The organism is Paenibacillus sp. cl123 (assembly GCF_900101595.1).
GTDB lineage: Bacteria > Bacillota > Bacilli > Paenibacillales > NBRC-103111 > Paenibacillus_G.
Window position 1 is genome coordinate 86,362 of record NZ_FMYY01000006.1, and the last position, 18,244, is coordinate 104,605.

Annotated in this window: 8 protein-coding genes; all 8 read left to right on the forward strand. The window is 59.1% G+C overall.

Going from position 1 to position 18,244, the window contains the following annotated elements; genetic code table 11:
• The first annotated feature begins 493 nt into the window (after positions 1-493).
• The 8 genes from BLR08_RS12465 (at position 494) to BLR08_RS12505 (ending at position 18,226) form a co-directional block, all read left to right on the forward strand.
• Complete coding sequence (locus BLR08_RS12465; RefSeq protein ID WP_072329543.1) at positions 494-2,794, forward strand: helix-turn-helix domain-containing protein; 2,301 nt, start codon at positions 494-496, stop codon at positions 2,792-2,794.
• Positions 2,795-3,040: 246 nt separating this feature from the next.
• Complete coding sequence (locus tag BLR08_RS12470; protein ID WP_371117280.1) at positions 3,041-3,931, forward strand: ABC transporter permease; 891 nt, start codon at positions 3,041-3,043, stop codon at positions 3,929-3,931.
• A 15-nt stretch (positions 3,932-3,946) separates the two neighbouring features.
• Positions 3,947-4,807 (forward strand): carbohydrate ABC transporter permease, encoded by an 861-nt coding sequence (locus tag BLR08_RS12475; RefSeq protein WP_072329545.1) that lies wholly within the window; start codon positions 3,947-3,949, stop codon positions 4,805-4,807.
• Positions 4,808-4,928: 121 nt separating this feature from the next.
• Positions 4,929-6,491, forward strand: coding sequence for an extracellular solute-binding protein (locus BLR08_RS12480; protein ID WP_072329546.1), 1,563 nt, complete (start codon positions 4,929-4,931; stop codon positions 6,489-6,491).
• A 50-nt stretch (positions 6,492-6,541) separates the two neighbouring features.
• Positions 6,542-7,603, forward strand: coding sequence for an amidohydrolase family protein (locus tag BLR08_RS12485; protein WP_072329547.1), 1,062 nt, complete (start codon positions 6,542-6,544; stop codon positions 7,601-7,603).
• A 22-nt stretch (positions 7,604-7,625) separates the two neighbouring features.
• On the forward strand, positions 7,626-7,997 hold the full coding sequence (locus tag BLR08_RS12490; RefSeq protein ID WP_072329548.1) for a Rieske (2Fe-2S) protein: 372 nt from the start codon (positions 7,626-7,628) through the stop codon (positions 7,995-7,997).
• 451 nt (positions 7,998-8,448) lie between these two features.
• The gene (locus tag BLR08_RS12500) at positions 8,449-16,341 is read left to right on the forward strand and encodes an S-layer homology domain-containing protein (RefSeq protein ID WP_072329550.1); all 7,893 of its coding nucleotides are present in this window, start codon (positions 8,449-8,451) and stop codon (positions 16,339-16,341) included.
• A 448-nt stretch (positions 16,342-16,789) separates the two neighbouring features.
• Positions 16,790-18,226 carry an HD-GYP domain-containing protein gene (locus BLR08_RS12505; protein ID WP_072329551.1) on the forward strand — a complete coding sequence of 479 codons (1,437 nt, stop codon included), beginning with the start codon at positions 16,790-16,792 and terminating at the stop codon, positions 18,224-18,226.
• The last annotated feature ends 18 nt before the right edge of the window (positions 18,227-18,244 follow it).

Sequence of the window (18,244 nt, forward strand, 5' to 3'; positions counted from 1 at the left end):
CGCGCTCGAATGATGCACTTTGTGCGAAAAACCATACAAAATCGCCGCACCTCGCGCTCGAATGATGCATTTTGTGGGAAAAACCATACAAAATCGCCGCACCCCGCGACCAAATAATGAACTTTGTGCGGAAACCCATACAAACCCGCCCCGACCCGCGCTCGAATGACTAGACCTCTGTCCCCGTGCCAAACGGCGAGCAGCCTGACAGGTACCTGGATAGTAACGCAAAAGAAGTATTTCAAAGGGAATGAAATTTAATTTCAAATAATATATTATTATTGAATTAAAATTACAGAATCACTATAATACTACGTAACAGCCTCCGTCAGTCCCCTACACCTGTTCCGCATGGAACCCTCTCTTTTCCCAACTCCATTCCCGGTTGCTTCCGGCTCGTAGCCGGATTTTATCGCTGTGTTCGCTCCCAGGTTATCGTCCGTCCCGTGAGTTTTTCTGCATGTTACTATTCAGCCAAAGGTGGTCAGCGGATATGACTTCTTTCCCTGGTAAACATTCGTTTCGGGCCGCGCTGTTTCGAAGGCATTTCGCCAGTTATTTCGTATTGATCCTGATCCCGGTCATCGTCGCTTGTGCGCTTGCGCATCTGCTGGTCGTCCGGCTGATCGAGGAGGACGCCCGGAAGCTTAACGATGTGATGATGGCCAGGCTGTCGGAACAAACGGACACCGCGTTCCATTCCTTGCAGACGAATATGATCAATATGCTCACGACCTCCAATATCCGCAGCCTGCTGAAGGTGGCCGGGGATACGTCGCTGGAGGACCCGCAGCGCTCCGAGCTGATCCGCTCGCTGAGGGAGCAGCTGGGCAAGCTGGAATCCGACCAGCTGGCAGCGCGAGCCTTCCTGTATTTCGCCAATCATGATCTGGTGATCGATGCAGACGCTTACACGGATCGGGCTTATTTCTTCCAGCAGCGGTATCCGATGGAGGAGCGTGAGAAGCATGAATTGGTCACCGGGATGAGCGGCAGGAAAATGCTTGACTTCGCCATGGCCGGGACTGAGCATATGTCCGTCCTAATGAGCTATCCCTATAACACCGATATGCCGGAGGTGTATCTGGTTGTCCAGATCAATCAGGCGCGACTGGCAGCGCTGCTTGACATCCCGGAGAATTGGGCGGCAGGCACCGCCTTGATGGGACCGGCCGGCCAACTGATCGGACAGAGCGGCTTGAACGGCGAAGATGCCAGCGAGCTTGCCCGGCTGATCCGGCTTCAGGAGCGGGTGCAAGCATCGGACCCGGCCAGCGGCTTCCATGTCACGGGCGAACGGGCCATTTCGCTGGTCAAGTCCGGCTTCGATGACAGCTACGCGTACCTCAGCATCGTGGATCTTCCGGTATTGATGAAGCCGGCTTCAGTCACTCAGGTTATAAGCTGGGGTTTCCTGCTCTTCTTTCTCGTGGTGGGCAGCTTTGTCTCGTACCATCTGAGCCGGCGCATCTACAAGCCGATTATGGAAATCAAGGAAAACCTCAAGCTGCACCGATCGGAGGGAGGACAGACGCTGCGCGCCGGAGGCAATGAATTCGATGCGATCAAGCGTTTCTCCCAACTGATCGTAACGGAGAACCGCAAGCTGTCCCAGCGGGTTGACGGGATGCTGCCGATTCTGCAGGAATATTTCATCGCCAAAATTCTGCTTGGCGAATACAAGGATGCGCTGGCCATCAAATTTTACGCCGAGGAGATCGATTTCAACTATGCGCGCAAAGCATCGAGAACCGTATTTTGCATCGCGCTGCATTATGACGCTTACTCGGTGGAGCCGCTGTCGGAAACGTCCAAGACATTTCTGGTGGCCGAGCTGAAGGAACAGATCCAGGGCCTCATTCCATCGCCGGTATGGCTGTGCCAGACGAAGCCGGAGCTGCTGGCGTGCGTGGCCCAGGACGATCCGCTTCTGCACGTGACGCCGGAGGAGCATGCGGAGATGATCAAGCTGGCGCTCAAGCTGCACGGCAAATATTACAAGGCCGCCATCGGCATCGGCCGCAAAGTGCATGCGATCGAGCAGCTGCACCAGTCTTATGAGCAGGCGGTTCATGCTCTGCAGCGCCGCAGCCTGCAGCCCGATGTGGAGATATGCGACGGGCGGGTGGCGTGGGAGCCGCCGGTCTGCGAGACCTTTTTATCCGTACAGGAAATTACCCGGGTGCTGAACCGCTATAAGTCGCGGGATTACGATCAGCTGCTTCAGGGCGCGCTTCAGATGCTGGAGGATGGGGTGAAGAGACGGGTGCCGGCCGCCCAGATGAAGTATGTATGCTCCGATCTGCTCAACACGTGGATTCGCGCCGTGGAGACGGAGCGCAAGGACTTCGACATGTTGTTTTACGCCGGCTTATTCGAGCAGATGAACCGGTGTATGACCGGCGATGAGCTTCGCAGATGCTTCATCGCCATCCACGAGCAGTTGTTCCCCGAATCGGAAGAAGAGAGCCGGGCGAAAAAGCTGACGGATATTGTGGACTACATCCATGCCCATTATAATGAGGAGCTGTCGATCGAGCAGTTCGCCAGCCAGCTGAATATGTCGGTCGGCCACTTCAGCCGCACCTTCAAGGAAGAAGTAGGCGAGAAATACGTGGAGTACATTGCCAAATACCGTCTGCAGAAAGCCAAGGAGCTGCTGCTGGCGACGGATCTGCGCATCGACGATATTGCGGAGAAGGTCGGGTATTGGGGCCGCCACTCATTTATCCGCGTATTCCGCAAGTATGAGGGCGTCACGCCGGCCAAATATCGCATGTCGCAGCAGTGCTGAACAAAAAATCAATCCTGCGCGCCCCCGAGCGCCTGCGCAAAGAAGCTTCGTTTTTTTCCGAAGTTTCTTTTTTTTCCTCCTCCTTCTCTGCAAACCCAGTCCCCGCGCCGTCCGATAAACCTGCATCCGTCTGCAAATATGCACGCTTTACGCTTCGCTGCGCGGTTCGTTATAGTTAGGCCATCTTAAAGCAGCTCATGCAGGGAGGTGGAGCAATTGACGAACGGCTCGCGGCTGTGGCCGACGATGAAAAAGCACAAGGCGCTGTACCTGCTGATGCTTCCGGGCATCTTGTATTACCTGATCTTCAAATATGCGCCGATGTACGGAATCATCATTGCCTTCCAGGATTATTCCGTCGGACGGGGCATTCTGGGTAGCAAGTTCGTCGGGATGAAGCATTTCATTGAATTTTTCTATGTAACGCCCGACGCCTGGAAGCTGATCCGCAACACGGTCATGCTGAACGTGTACGATCTGCTGTTTCATTTCCCGGCGCCGATCGTGTTGGCTATTTTGTTCCACGAGCTCCGCATCTCCTGGTTCAAGCGTCTGGTGCAGAGCGTCAGCTACATGCCGCATTTTCTATCCACGGTAGTCATCGCGGGCATCATCGTGACCTTTCTGTCGCCCTCCAGCGGCGTCATCAATCATGCGCTGGTCCGGGCCTTCGGGATCGAGCCGATTCTGTTCCTCGGGGAACCGGGCTGGTTCCGGACGATCTACGTCGGCTCGGAAATTTGGCAGAAGATCGGCTGGGGAACGATTCTTTACCTTGCCGCGATATCCGGCATTGATCCGACCTTATACGAGGCGGCCAAGATGGACGGGGCGAACCGCTTTCAGCAGGTGCGTCATATTACGCTGGTCGGGATGCTGCCGGTGATGATTGTCCTGTTCGTGCTGACCTTAGGCAACTTTATGGAGACGGGCTTTCAGAAAATATTGCTCCTGTACAATTCCATGAACTACGAAACGTCGGATGTTATCAATACATTCGTCTACCGGCGCGGCATTCTGGACGCGGACTTCAGCTTCGCCACGGCGGTCGGGCTGTTCCAGTCCGTCATCGGCCTCGTCCTTGTCGTAGCCGCTAACCGGATCGTCCGCAAATACTCGGAGACCAGCTTATGGTGAAGGGAGAACCGTCTTATGAAAATCAAGGAAAGCTTCGCTTCCCGGCTGTTCGACACTTTCAACGTGCTGCTGATGATCGTGCTGATGATCGTGATGATCTACCCGATGGTGTATGTTTTCTCGGCGTCGATCTCGAGCAATGCGCTGGTGGCGAGCGGCGAGGTTTTGCTGTGGCCCAAGGACATCACGCCTCTTGCCTACGAGCAGCTAATTTACAATCCCGATCTGTGGATCAGCTATTGGAATACGATCCGCTATACGGTTCTGCAGGTCGTCTTGACCCTGTTCGTTACCTCGGCCATGGCTTATCCGCTGGCCAAAAAATGGCTGCCCGGCCGCAGGCCGATCCTGCTGCTGGCCGCCTTCACGCTGCTGTTCAGCGGCGGGATGATCCCGACTTTCCTTGTCGTGCAGCAGCTCGGGATGCTCAATACGATCTGGGCCATCGTGCTCCCCTCGCTGGTCAGCACCTGGTATTTGTTCATCATGCGAACGTTTTTCGAGGCGCTGCCGGAGGAGCTGGAGGATGCGGCGACGATCGACGGCTGCGGCTCGTTCCAGGTGCTGCTGCGGATCGTGCTTCCGCTGTCCATGCCCGTGATGGCGACGATCGGGCTCTTCACGGCGGTGAATCAGTGGAATGCCTTTTTCGACGCGCTTATTTATCTGAACGACCGGAGCATGTATCCGCTGCAAATTATGCTCCGCAATATATTGATCGCCGGCACGAATGTTCAGGGAGAGGGCGATCTGACGCATCTGGTGACACTGAAGTATGCGATGATCATCATCGCTACCTTGCCTATTCTGTGCGTGTATCCGTTTATCCAGAAGTACTTCGTACAGGGCGCCATGATCGGCGGCATCAAGGGCTAGCTTCCAGGCATATCCCGCCAATCTGCAGTATAAGGGCAGCCGGGTCCGCCCGTGCGGGCCGCAGCCAGAATCGGCAGAAGCTCACGAACGATCACGAGATTCAGTATGGGAGGGTACAGGAATGAAGAAAAAGACGTATGCGGCAATGATGAGCGTGGTGCTGGCGGCCGGAGCCGTAGCGGCAGGCTGCAGCGACGGGGCCAAGGCTCCTGCGGGCCAAGGGGGAGAGGGCGGCGATGCAAAGAAGCCGATCACCTTCTCCTGGCTGGTCTATGACCGTGTGGAGGGCAAGGTGCGCACGGACTGGGAGATTTTCAAGGAGATCGAAGCCAAGACAGGGGTCAAAGCGGATTTCCAGATTGTCAGCCAGGAAGGTCTTGTCGAGAAGCGGCAGATTATGATCGCCACCAACTCGGTCACCGACTTTATCCAGGTCAGTACCCAGGAAGGGCGGGAGCATGGGCCGGATAAAGTGTTCCTCAATCTGAAGGATTATCTCGACAAGGCGCCGAACCTCAAGGCCTTCTACGACAAATATCCGGAAGCCAAGGCTGTCGCGACGGGAGCGGACGGAGGCATCTATACGGTGCCGGTGATCGAAGGGGACGCCGAGGGCAAGGGCTTCAACTTCATCTGGTACAGCCGCAAGGACCTGATGGATAAGTACGGGCTGAAGGCGCCGAATACGCTGGATGAGTTCTACCAGTTCCTCAAGGCGTTCAAGGAAAAGGAGCCGGGCTCGTACCCGCTGATCTCCAATACGATTTCCGGCGATACGGGGCTGTATACGGTATTCGGCCGCATTTTTACCGGCATTCACGGCTATTACAACATCGACCCGACGACCGGCAGGTATGCATTCGCGCCTTACCATAAGGGATACAAGGATGGACTCGTCTTTCTGAACAAGCTGTACAATGAGAAGCTGCTGGACCCCGAGTATTCGCTGCTGACCCAGGCCCAATGGGAGGAGCGGATTCTGAAGGGCAAGTCGCTGGTCACCTACTTCTGGAAGGCGGACCTGGAGTCGCTTGTCGACAAGGCGCGCAAGGCGGGTACACCCGGCTATGAGCTGGACGCCATCCCTTCCTTCGCTGCAGACGGCATCAAAAACTACCAGCATTCCCGTCCCGTCGTCGGAGCGGTAGGACGCGCGATCTCGGCCAAGGTCAAGGACAAGGACCGGGCTGTGCAATTCCTCGACTATCTGGTCGGCGAAGAGGGGTCCAACTATTTGTCGCTGGGCATCGAGGGCAAGACCTACACGAAGGAGAACGGCAAGGTATCCTTTATGAAGGAGTTCGGGGCTTCTCCGTTTAACACGCTGCGCAAGGATTGGGGCGTCTGGTACGACCTGATCACGCTGGACAACGCCAAGTCCAGAGCGGCGTGGGAGAACGGACTGAGCGACAAGAGCAAGGACATCAACGCCCGCTATGAGAAATATATTATTCCGGCTCCCAAACAGATCGTGAAGACGCAGGAGGAGCTGGAGCTGGAGAAATCCAAGCTGAACAACCTGACCAAATATCTCGAGCAGAAGCTGACGGAGTTCGTCACCGGCAAGACGCCGATCAACGATACGACTTATCAGCAGTTTATCGATCAGGCCAAGAAGCTCGGCTCGGATGAGCTGCTGAAGATGTACGACACCTCCTATACGCGGACGTATGGGGGCAAATAAACGGGTCCGGCTGTTTCTGCCGAACAGCCGGACAGGAGGAGCTGATATCCGTGGCCTTCGCGGATGAATTCCCTATTATCGATGCGGATGTACACAACGAGCAGGCGGATGCGGCGCTGGTCCCTTATCTGCCGGAGCCGTGGCGCTCGCGGGTAGCAGCCACAGGCATCGGCTACGCGGGCTCCAACTATTGGTCGCCGGTCGGCGTCATGAAGAAGGACTCCATCCCGCCGGGAGGGGGCAAGGCCGGGTCCGATCCGGAGCTGATGATCCGCCAGCTGATCGAGCCTTATCGGGTGGAGACGGCGATTCTGACAGGGGTCGTCTACAACATCTCCTCGACGCATGACCCGGATTATGCCGCCGCCATCTGCTCGGCCTATAACGATTACCTCGTCGCGGAGTGGCTCGGCAAGCATCCGGCCTTCAAGGGGGCGCTTGCGGTATCGACGCTCGATCCCCAGCTCGCGGCGCGGGAGATCGACCGGCTGGGCGGACACCCGGATATCGTGGAGGTTATTATCTCCAGCGCCGCCCGCTCTCCGCTCGGCCAGCGCTGCTACCACCCGATCTACGAGGCGGCCGAGCGCCATGGACTGCCGGTTGCCATCCATCCCGGCGCGGAGGGGGGAGGCAGCTCCACCGCGCCGACTGCCGCAGGTTATCCTGCCCGCTATATCGAGTGGCATACCTGCCTCTCCCAGATGTTCATGGCCCACCTGGTCAGCATGGTATGCGAGGGGGTGTTCGTCAAATTTCCGCAGCTGAAGGTTGTGCTTGTCGAAGGCGGCATCGCCTGGCTGCCGCCGCTATTGTGGCGGCTGGACAAAAACTATAAGGCGCTGCGCTCAACCGTACCTTGGCTGAAACGGCTGCCCAGCGAATATGTGCGCGACCACTGCTTCCTGACGACGCAGCCGATCGAGGAGCCGGACAATCCGCAGCACCTGATCGATCTGTTCAACATGTTCGACGCGGAGAATATGATCCTGTATTCAAGCGATTACCCCCATTGGGATTTCGACGCCCCGGATATGATCCTGCGCAAGCTGAAGCCGGAGGCGCGGCGCAAGGTGTTTTATGAAAATGCCAAGAAATTATACAAACTGTAGCAGGGAAGAGGGGTGAGCGTCTATGGCCGTGTATGACGTGCTGCATGCGGATGACGTGCCGGAGGGTGGCTCGGCGCTCGTCCGGCTGGAGGGAAGAGAGATCGTCGTCTACCGGGTCGGCGGGCAGTACTATGCGCTGAACAATTATTGCCCGCATCAGGGTGCGCCTATGTGCGCAGGGCTTGTATCGGGCACGACGGAGCCGGCCGGCGTGTATGAGTATGCCTACGGCAGGGAGGGCGAGATCGTACGTTGCCCCTGGCATGGCTGGGAATTCGATATCAAGACGGGCAAGTCGCTGTTCAGCGAACGGACCCGGGTGAAGTCTTACCGGGTGGAGGTTCGTGACGGACGGATCGGTATTGTGCTGGGAGAGCGCGGTACCGCCCCTTGATGCGAGCGGTCTGCGGCGGCGGATGGTTGCGGAGGCCGGTCCGCGGCAGCGGGGAAGCGGAGCGCGGGCAAGCGGATGCCTGCGGCTCCGCTTTTTTGGCCTGCACAGTCCCGCGCGGAACGTACATATGCGCCGAGGTACCTGGCCGCATGGAGAGCCGGACGTTAGGGCATGGGCATGAATGAATACAGCCTTGTCGAACGTACCCGGGGGAGTCTGCCGAGGAGGCTGCAGGCCGGTATCCGGTCATACGGGGATTCTCTGGACAGACAGATGAGCAGTTTTCCGAAATTCCCGAGGATTCCCGAAAAATTCCCGGTTATTCCCGAAGGAAGTGACAAATCTTCCCGGTAAAAAATGACAAGTACTGTGTACAAATACACTTTTATTACACTTTAAACCCGATATAATGAAACACGTTGTATCATAAATTTCGGAGGTTTTCATCTATATGAGCATGTATTCTTTGTTTCAGGCCGGCAAGCGCGGAATGGCTGTTGTAACGGCAGCCGCGTTGGCGCTGGGATCTGCTTTGCCCGTCACTGCATCCGCGGAGACGGTAAACGGCAGCTCGGGCAAGGCGGCTCGTGCCGGCTCGGTGAGCCAGTCCGTGTATGCCGGTACATATGGGAGCGGCCGCGCTGCCCTTCTGATCCAGCCGGCCGCTCCTGCGTCGCTGACCTGGAGCACGCTTAGCCGGATCGGCAGGGAGAGGCAGCCCGGAGAGCCGATAGCCTTCAGCGACCGCAATGCGATCACCCCGGACGGACGTTATGCAGCTTCGCTCCATATGGAAGTATTGACTAACCAGGGGCTGGTACTGCCTGGCACAGACGCCGGTACGGCAGCCCCGGTTGAGATCAAGCAGACTTTGTCGGTGACGGACCGCAGCACGGGAGCCGCCGAGATCATCCCGCGCGGGGCCGAGGACGAGGTGCTGGAGGATTATTTCTCCATGAGCGCCGATGGCAATCAGATCGTGTTCTCAACCTATGTGAACCAGGACGATGAAGAGGAAGAATTCCGTTACGGCGGCGTCTATGTGTACGACCGCACTCAGAAGAAGCTGGAGAACATTAACCGGGGGTATGACGGCTCGGCGGCGGACGGTGCGGGGGAGCATCCTTCCATCAGTGCGGACGGCCGGTACGTGGCCTTTTCTTCGGATGCGAGCAATCTCGTCCCGGGTACGGACTCCCGCGACGGGGAGCAGGTGTATGTGTATGACCGGACTACGCAAACGATGGAACGAATCAGCAAGCCCTACAGGCCGCATGAAGAATTCGAGACGCGGGGCCGGAGCTTCGAGCCGGTGATCAGCGGCGACGGCCGCTTCGTTGCTTTCTTCTCTTACGAGAACCTCCTGGTGCCGGAAGATACGAACTTCGTGGCCGATGTGTTCTTGTACGACCGGACAGCCAAGACGATCAAGCGGCTGAACGTCGGAAAGGGCGGTCAGCAAGAGGACAGTTACAATGACGACTTGTCGATCAGCCACGACGGGAGCGTAGTCGCCTTCGTGACCGGCGATGACGGTCTGACGGAGGGTGACGCGAACGGCGAGGCCGATGTGGTCGTATACAGCCAGGGAGCGCCGGGGCTCCAGCGCGTGTCTTTGCAGCCGAACGGCCAGCCGTTCGACGGAGCCAGCGGCAGTCCTTACGTCAGTCCCGACGGCCGATACGTCGCCTTTATGAGCGATGTGGAAGGAGGCCTTGAGGGGGAACGTACTCAGAAGTCCTTCGTGGCCGATTTGACGGCTCGGGCCACGGCTGCGGTCGAGGTAGCCGGATCGCCGTTCGGACCGATGTGGTCCAGTATGGCTCCTGCCTTGAGCAGCCAGGCGCAGGAGGTGGCGTTCACGGGCTTGTACGAGGTGGCGAATCCCACTCCGTTGTTCAGATACACCTTCGGGGTATTTATCGCCTCCAAGGAGCAGGGTTCTGTTCCGGTATGGCCGGCAGGCAGCACGCTGCAAGGGACGGAGCTTACGCCCCGTTCGGTCAGGCTGACCTGGAGTCCGGCCCAGGATGCGAAGGGGGTAACGGGTTACCAGATCTATAGCAACGGGACTCCGCTCGCTTCAGTAGCAGCGGCGCCTACGACCTATGAGGTGACCGGCCTGGAGCCCGGCATGACGTATACCTTCGGAGTGGAGGCGGTTAATGCCGACAGGCTGTCCAGCACAGGGGGGCCGACCTATACGGTGAAGACGCCGTCCGACGGCAAGACGGTCAAGGTCGGCTGGACGGCGGATCAGCTGATCAAGAAAAGCTTGGCCCGCATCGGCAGCACGCTGACCCTGCAGGTCGTCGGGCCGGAGGGCCGGAGCGGCGAGGCTCAGGTCGCTTATAAAGCCTGGGAGAACCGCGGAGGGAGCGCGGAGCTGGTCGAGCAGTCGGCGAAGGTCGCCCTGAGCGAAGCGGCGGGCCAGAGCGGCCGCTACACCGGAGCCTTCACGATCGCCGAAGGGGTGGCCGAGGTGACCGGCATTCGCGTGTCGCTGGGAACGGGGGCCGAGGCGGCCGTCGGGGATGCCCCGAATCTGCCGCTGGCTGTAGGCAGCGCCGTGGAAGTGAACATTCATAACCCGGGCAGCATCCCTCTGGACGGCTACCATATCGAGTATAAAAGAGGGGACGGCAGCTACCGCTCGGAGAAAATTACGCATAATCCGATGAGGCTTGCCGGTCTGCTTCCTCAGGAAACGTACCAGTTCACCATTCAGTCCCCCGAATACCGCTACTGGGAGATTCCAGGCAGTATCACGACCCGGCCAGGCATAACGGAGACTATCACGGGGACGATACCCGAGGCGGCACAATTTCGCGTGAAGCTGGTCGACCAGCACGGGCAGCCCGTGCCGAACGTCTCCATTCAGCTATGGAATCAGGACCACAGCGAAACGAGAGGGGCGCTGTACGCCGGAGAGGATGGGCTGACGGAGTGGCAGGAAACGGATGATGCGAAAGAAGTCTTCCAGCTGGAAGTTGATCTGAAGGGCCGTTATTACGACGAGATCGGCCCGCAGACCGTCACGCTTAACCCGGGCAGCCAGGAGAAGGTTATCGTTTTGCACAAGCCGGAGGAGGGGGTTCTTCGCGGACAGGTGACGGCTCCTGACGGACGGCCGCTGCTGAACGCAACGGTGACGGCGACCTCGACGTACAAGGGGAAGCCCGAAGTCCGTACAGCCCGCACGAATCTGAACGGAGAATACACACTGACTCTGCTGGAAAATACCGACGGCTCGGAAACCTTGATCCGCGCGTTCCAGCCATCCTATATGTATATTCAGGACGAAGGCGTGACCCGCAAGATCGTGAAGGGGGAAAATCCCCGGCTGGATCTGGCGCTCAAGGGGAGCGGCTATGGAGAAATTATCCTGAACGTATTCAACAAGCCGCTGGGCAGCGATTGGCAAGGGCCGCTCAATATGGAGCAGGTCCATGCCCAGTACAAGGTTGAGTCGGCCAGAGGATGGAAAAGCGGCTATTATACCAATATCATTTCGTTCATGGGGGAACCCGGCGAAACCGTCAATGTGTGCGTAACGGGTACGCTGGAGGGCGTAGGAACCGCCTGCGATCAGGTAGCTCTCGACGAGCAGGCGAGCGGAACTGCGACTATCCGGATGGAACAGAAGGGCGGACGCGTGCAGGGCGAGGTCGACCTAGCCGATAGCCGGGTCGATACTCAGCTCTATCTCCGTCAGCCGGATGGCAGCTGGGGCTCTCCCGTCGCCTATGACGGCTTCAGGGGCACTCGCTTCGACTTGTATGCTCCGCAGGCCGGGGAATACAGGCTGACTATGAGCAGGTCGAAGCGGGGGGCGAATTCCTCGGGCTACGAGTATGCCAGCCAAGTATTTACACTGGCGGAGGGCGAGTTCAAGCAGCTCGGCAAGCTGACCTTTGAGGAAACCCGCTACTTCTCCAATCACTATGGCAACGAGCTGATGGCTCTTCCGAACAGAGCGGTGCCAGGAGGGAAGCTGACCTTGCGAGCCGCCTTCAACAATCCGCATGCGGAGTCGTTGACGGACGGTCAGCTGACCGTGACGATCCCGGATGGGCTGACTTTGCTGAGGGATGCGGAAGGACGCATCGCTGCAGGCGGCGCGAAGGGAGAAGCGGTATGGGCCGGGGGCAAGGTGACGGTGCCTGTCGGCACGATAGCAGGCGGCGCGAAGGGAGCCGTCACCCTGCAGGCGCAGGTCGCAGATGACCTGAATAAGCCTCATCTCTCCCTGGAAGCGAGACTAAGCGGACAGTGGAAAGGCGCTGCGCTCGACGAGCGGCTGGGCAGTCTGCAGGTAGAAGCGCCGCGCGTCACGCTGGAAGCGCCGGAGCGGATCAAGGAGCCAAAGGTGGAGCTGAGCGGCTTCGCGCCTGCCGGCAGCCGGGTAGCGGTTTATGACACCAACTCCCTGATAGGCGAAACGCTGGCATCGCCGGCAGGCTTGTGGCGGACAGAGGTGGAATTGATCGACCTTGGCGGCGAAAAGCTGCATGCGCTGCATGCTTCGGCAGTAGCGAGAGGGGTTGAACTGAAGTCCGATCCGAAATATGTCGAAGTGGACCCCGAGTTTCCGGAGCTGCTTCGGATGGCCATGGGCCAGCTGCCGAACGGCAAGTGGATCGAGCTGGATGTCAGGAAGGGCGTCGCCCGCATGCCGTATACCGTGGTGCCGGGGCATCCGTTTGAGCTTGAGCTGAAGTTCGACGACCCGTCCCGCGTGCGCAATGTTCAGCTGTACATGGACGGCCAATACGGCCAGCCGATTGCGGCAACGCTGGGAGCGGACGGTCTGTTCCATGCGGAAGTGCCTACGACGAGCGGTGCCCTCGGAGGCATCTATGTCAGCTATGACGGACCGGTCAAGAAGACGGAGTATGAGCGTCGCGCCGTCGATATGGAGGAGGTGCGCTCACAGCTTCCGGCGGCTATGAGAGACTTTGTGGTCGAGTCCTCCGAGCCCTTCGAGCTGCGGGGAGGGGTATATGCGAGCAAGGTGACGCTCAGCTTCCCTCAGCTTCCGAACCTGACGATGAGCGTAACTACGACGATGAAGCCCGGATCGGCTTACAAGCCGACGGAAGCGGAGATTGCTGACGCCGAAGCAACCGGCAATCCGCTATTCCAGGCGGCAGTCAGCGAATCGGAGACGGAGAAGAGTCTGACGAGCCGGATTACCGGCTATATGCCAACGCAGCTGGTGTTCCCAGACGATCCGTCGCTGGCGGCCGGGGGCAAGTCGAAGAGCGTTGTCTCTAAGCTTGATATAGGGCTGGAGGTTCCGCAGAAATATGCTCATATGGCCGAATTCGTGACCGAGGTGCACACCGAGGTGAAGGGGCCGTACGATCAGATCAACAGCATCAAGAGCCAGTATTCCGATTACAAGACTTATGCAGGCAAAATCAACAAAATCATGTACGGGGTGGAAACGAGCCTCTCCTGCCCGGCCGCAGCCGTGGAGACGGGCAAAGAGGCCGGTATGGCGCTGCTCGCAACGGTAGGCGGAGAGGTGGCGAAGACCGCCATCAGCGCCTGGCAGGGAGCGATGGCGCTGGAAGGGCCGGCCGGTGTAGTTGCAGGCTTTGCCGGAGATATCGTCAAAGGGAAGATCGACAAATACGTCGATGCCAAGATTGACGCGGTAGGCTCCGGCTACAATGAATGTATAGACGAAGAAACGGATTACTACGATCCGTTGACCGGATTGTGGAAGAAACGCAAGAGCCGTAAGATAGCCGATCCGAAATGGATCTATGATCCGAGCGGCTATGTCTATGAAGCCGTAGAGTCCAACCGGCTCAGCGGGGTGACCGCTACCGTGCTGTATCTGGATACGGCGACAGGCCAATGGAAGAAATGGGACGCCGAGGAATACGAGCAGATCAACCCGCAAAGCACCGATCCCGAAGGCCGTTACGGCTGGGATGTGCCGGTCGGCAGGTGGAAGGTGAAGTGGGAGCTGCCGGGCTATGAGACGGCCTACAGCGCGGAGATGGACGTACCGCCGCCGCATCTGGACGTCAACAGTGGTCTTGTATCCAAGCAAGCTCCGGAGATCGTCTCCGTTCAGGGCCTCGCTTACGAGGGGGGCAGCCATGTCGAGCTGACGCTTAGCAAGCATGTCCGCGCAGCCGAGCTGGACAACGAAGCGATCCGGCTGACGGACGCCGCCGGCGAAGTGATCGAAGGTACGCTGACCGCCGCGCAGGAGGAGACGAGTCCAACAGGCGAAAAGCTGACCCGTACGCTTAAGTTCGCACCGGCGTCCCCGCAGGCGCTTGCGGAAGGCGGCGTTTATGGCGTACAGGTTCGTTCCTCCTTCATTATCAGCTATGCGGGCATTGCCCTGAACGCGGATTACACCGGCAGCGTTACCGTTGTTCGTCGCGACGGGCAGGCGCCTGAGCTGCAGAAGGGCAGTCTGGATGGCGGCAATAGGATGATCCGGCTTATGTTCAATGAGAAGCTTGATGCGTCCTATGCGCCAGAGCCAGGCAAATTTATCATTAATGGAGCCGCCGATGCCGTAGCCTCCGTGTTCGTGAACCGGAAGCTGCGGGGCAATGAGGCGGAAGCGGAGCAGGAGGTTGTGCTGACGCTCCATAACCGCGTTGCCGAAGGAGCTGCCGTGCAGCTCGACTTGCAGCCTGGAGCTGTGCGCGACCTGGCGGGCAATTTGTCCGGCGCGGGCCGGATAACTGTGACCAGCCAAGGTTCGCCGCTGTCGGCCGATGCCGAGCTGTCGGCGCTGGCTGTCAAGGGCGGCACACTGTCGCCGTCGTTCGGCCCGACCCGCACGGATTATGTGCTGACCGTGCCGGAGCGGACCGGCAGCGTACAGGTGCAGGCGACGACAGCCCATGCGAAGGCAAAGCTGTTTATTGCCGGCAATGAAGCCGTCAGCGGCGCGTCTGGAACGGTGCAGCTGCCGGCAGACGGACAGCTGAAGATCCGCGTTCAGGCGGAGGACGGCATTCACAGCCGGGAATACGTATTAACCGTCAGATTCGGTCAGCCCGGCGGGGAAGAGGAGCCGAATGGCTGCACCTCGGGCTGCGGTTCTCAAGGCAGCGGGGGTCCGGGAGGCTCGGGATCGCAGCCGGATGAGCCGGGCAAACCGTTCGACTTGATGAAGGGCGCGGCTGTAACGCCAACGAAGGATGCGGCGGGCCGCAAGAAGCTGCAGGTCGGCGTGAAAGCCGATACGATCGAGTCGGCTCTTAAGGCGAACGATATCAAGCGGGGCTTTAAGCTTGACATCGGCGAGCAGGCTGACGAGTATGTCGTTCAGTTCCCGGCGGAGGCCTTCCGCAGCTTGTCTGCGGCAGGGGCCGAAGTGAAGCTGTCTGCAGGAGCGCTGCAGCTGAGGCTTCAGGCCGCGTCGTTCACGGCGGCAGCCTCCGGGGGAGAGACGATCGAGGTGAGAATCGCTAAGGCGGCGGGCGAGCAAGCGAAGCTGTGGCTGAGCCGGTTTGGATCGGGCGGCATCCTGAAGCCTGTATCGGATATGTTTACGCTCGGCGTGTATGACGGGCGGGGCAAGCCGCTTGAGGCCGCCCCGGGAGCCAAGCCGCTGCAGGCATTGTGGACGCTGGCTCCATCGGAAGCCGGCGCGGGCAAGGCAGGCGCATACCGATATGAGGCTGGCACCGACCGCTGGACGTATGTCGGCGGGGAGGAGGCCGCAGAGGCAGGACGGAAAAGCGTGGCCTTCGATATCCGCGCTGCAGGCTGGTTCGCCCTGCTGCAATACAAGGGCGGCTTCGCCGACATGAGCGGACACTGGGCGGAAGCTCAAGTGAACTGGATGGCTATGCGCCAGTATGTGGACGGTTATTCGCCGGACAGCTTCAGGCCCGAGCAAGCTGTTAACCGCGCGGAGTTTACGGCGATGCTCGTTCGTCTTCTCGCGCTGGAGACGGCGGCTGTTCAGGAAGCCGGCTTCACGGATGTGGCGTCTGGCGCCTGGTATGCCGGAGCGGTGAATGCCGCTGCAGCAGCCGGCATCGTGACGGGCGCCGGAGCTTCGAGCTTCGAGCCCGGCCGCCTCCTGACGCGGGAGGAGATGACGGCCATGGTCGTCCGGGCGTATCGCAGCGCCGGCGGCTCGGAGTCTCTGCCGACGCCGGAGGAGCAAGATCGGCTGCTCGCCGACTTCGCAGATCGCGAACAGCTGCAGCCGTGGGCGCGCGAAGCTGTGGCCTTCGCACGGAAGGCCGGGCTGGTGCAGGGCGTCAGCCCGACAGCCTTCGAGCCAGCCGGCACCGCTACGCGGGCGCAGGCGGCTGTGCTGCTGCAGCGGCTTGCCGAGAAACGCGGCTAGCCCGAAAGGAAAAGCCGGCAGATTCAACCCCTGCCGACGGCTTGTTGCATGAAACGCCCGCTGCTGGTTATTGGACCGGCAGCGGGTGTTTTTTTGGCTGTCTTTATGTAGGATGAGAACCTCCTCGCGTGTCCGGTTTGGCTTCGGTGGTCGCGTCGGCAGTCGGAAGCTTCAAGATTCGCGAACTCGGGAGCAGGAACTCAAATAATCAAGGGCGGAAGGGCGGAAGGGCAGAAGGACACAACGAACAAGGAAATTGCCGTGAAGCCGGCGTTGCCGAAGGCTCCTGCTATTGGCCGGGCTGGTAGGCCGGCTGATTCTGTAAGTCCCTCTCCCGTGACATCGACAGAAAATTCCATGCGCTTCAATAGGCGAAAAAAGACGTTTGTGCTAGAATAAGGGTATCGATGGAACTACGACTTTAGGCTCGGACAAAGGGGATTTTCCGATGAAATATCGCAGCCTTGCAGGACCTGCAGCAGGTATCGCGCTGCCGTTCGGTTTATATGAGCTCATACGACGCTCTCCGGATTGGGATGTCAGCTTTGCTCTGCCTCGCGGCCATTTCTACATTGTGACCGCGGTAGCCTTCCTGGCGCTGCTGATCGCCGTGCTGGTCGGGATCGCGGGCAATCGGCTTCGCAATATCAAGGTCAGCTTCCTCGCCTTGAGCTTCATCTCGCTCGCGGAGATATTTATGATTCATGGCCTGTCCACGCCTAATTTTATCCTGCACGCCACTCATCTGCCCGGTATGGCCGCTCAGGCCAGCGTGCTGCTGGCATCGCTGTGGCTATGGCTGTCGTCGCTTTCCTCGGACCACCCGCTCGTCGCCTTTCTGTCTCGCTATCAGAATCTTCTTGTGCCCGTATGGACGGCTGCCCTTGCCGCCCTGGGCATTACCGGGCTCCTGTTACCGCATCTCGCCGATATCATTCCGCTGGACATCCAGCCGCTTAACATAATGCTGGCCCTGCTGACCCTGGGGCTGAACGGATATGCCATGTGCCGATATTACCGGTCCTATCTGTATTCGCGGTTTCCGCTGCAGATTGCGATCGTCTACAGCGGCGGGTGGCTGATTTTATCGCAGTTTATTATGATTACCGGCGAAGTATGGCGCGCCAGCTGGTGGATGTATCATTTTCTGCTGCTTGCTTCCATGGTGGTGATGCTGGTCGGCCTGACGGCCCAATACGGGGACAAGCGCTCGCTCGGAGGCGCTTTCCGCTCCTTGTTCACCACGGACCCGATGGAGCGTATCACGAGCAGCATGTCGCCGAGTGTCCGCTCGCTGATGGCTGCTACGGAGAAAAAGGATACTTATACGGCCGGGCACAACTTCCGAGTCACCTTGTACGCGCTCCGGCTGGCGGAGGAGCTGCGGCTGCCGCCGGACCAGCTCCGGGCGCTGGCGCAAGGAACGATCGTCCACGATGTGGGCAAGCTCGAGGTTCCGGATGAGATACTCAACAAGCCGGGGCGGCTTGACCCGGAGGAACGTCTTATCATCGAGCAGCATCCGGTCAACGGGTATAATCTGTGCAAACGGCTGGGCTTCATGAAGGAAGAATTGGCCATCATCCGCTGGCATCATGAGAAATGGGACGGAACCGGCTACCCGGACAAGCTAAAGGCACAGCAAATCCCGCTTATGGCCCGGATTGTCGCTGTCGCCGACGTCTACGACGCATTGACCTCCAAACGCTCTTACCGGCAGGCGATGTCGCATGAAGAGGCGATGAGCTTTCTTGCGGCGCAGCGGGGCATTCATTTCGATCCTCTGTGCGTCGATGCCTGGGAGCGGCTTTGCGAGCGTGATTCTTCCGTCGCTGAATATGCCGTGAAGAACGAATTTCCTTCGGCTGCGTCACTTTCCGGCTAACCGAAGCGGCGGAGGGGC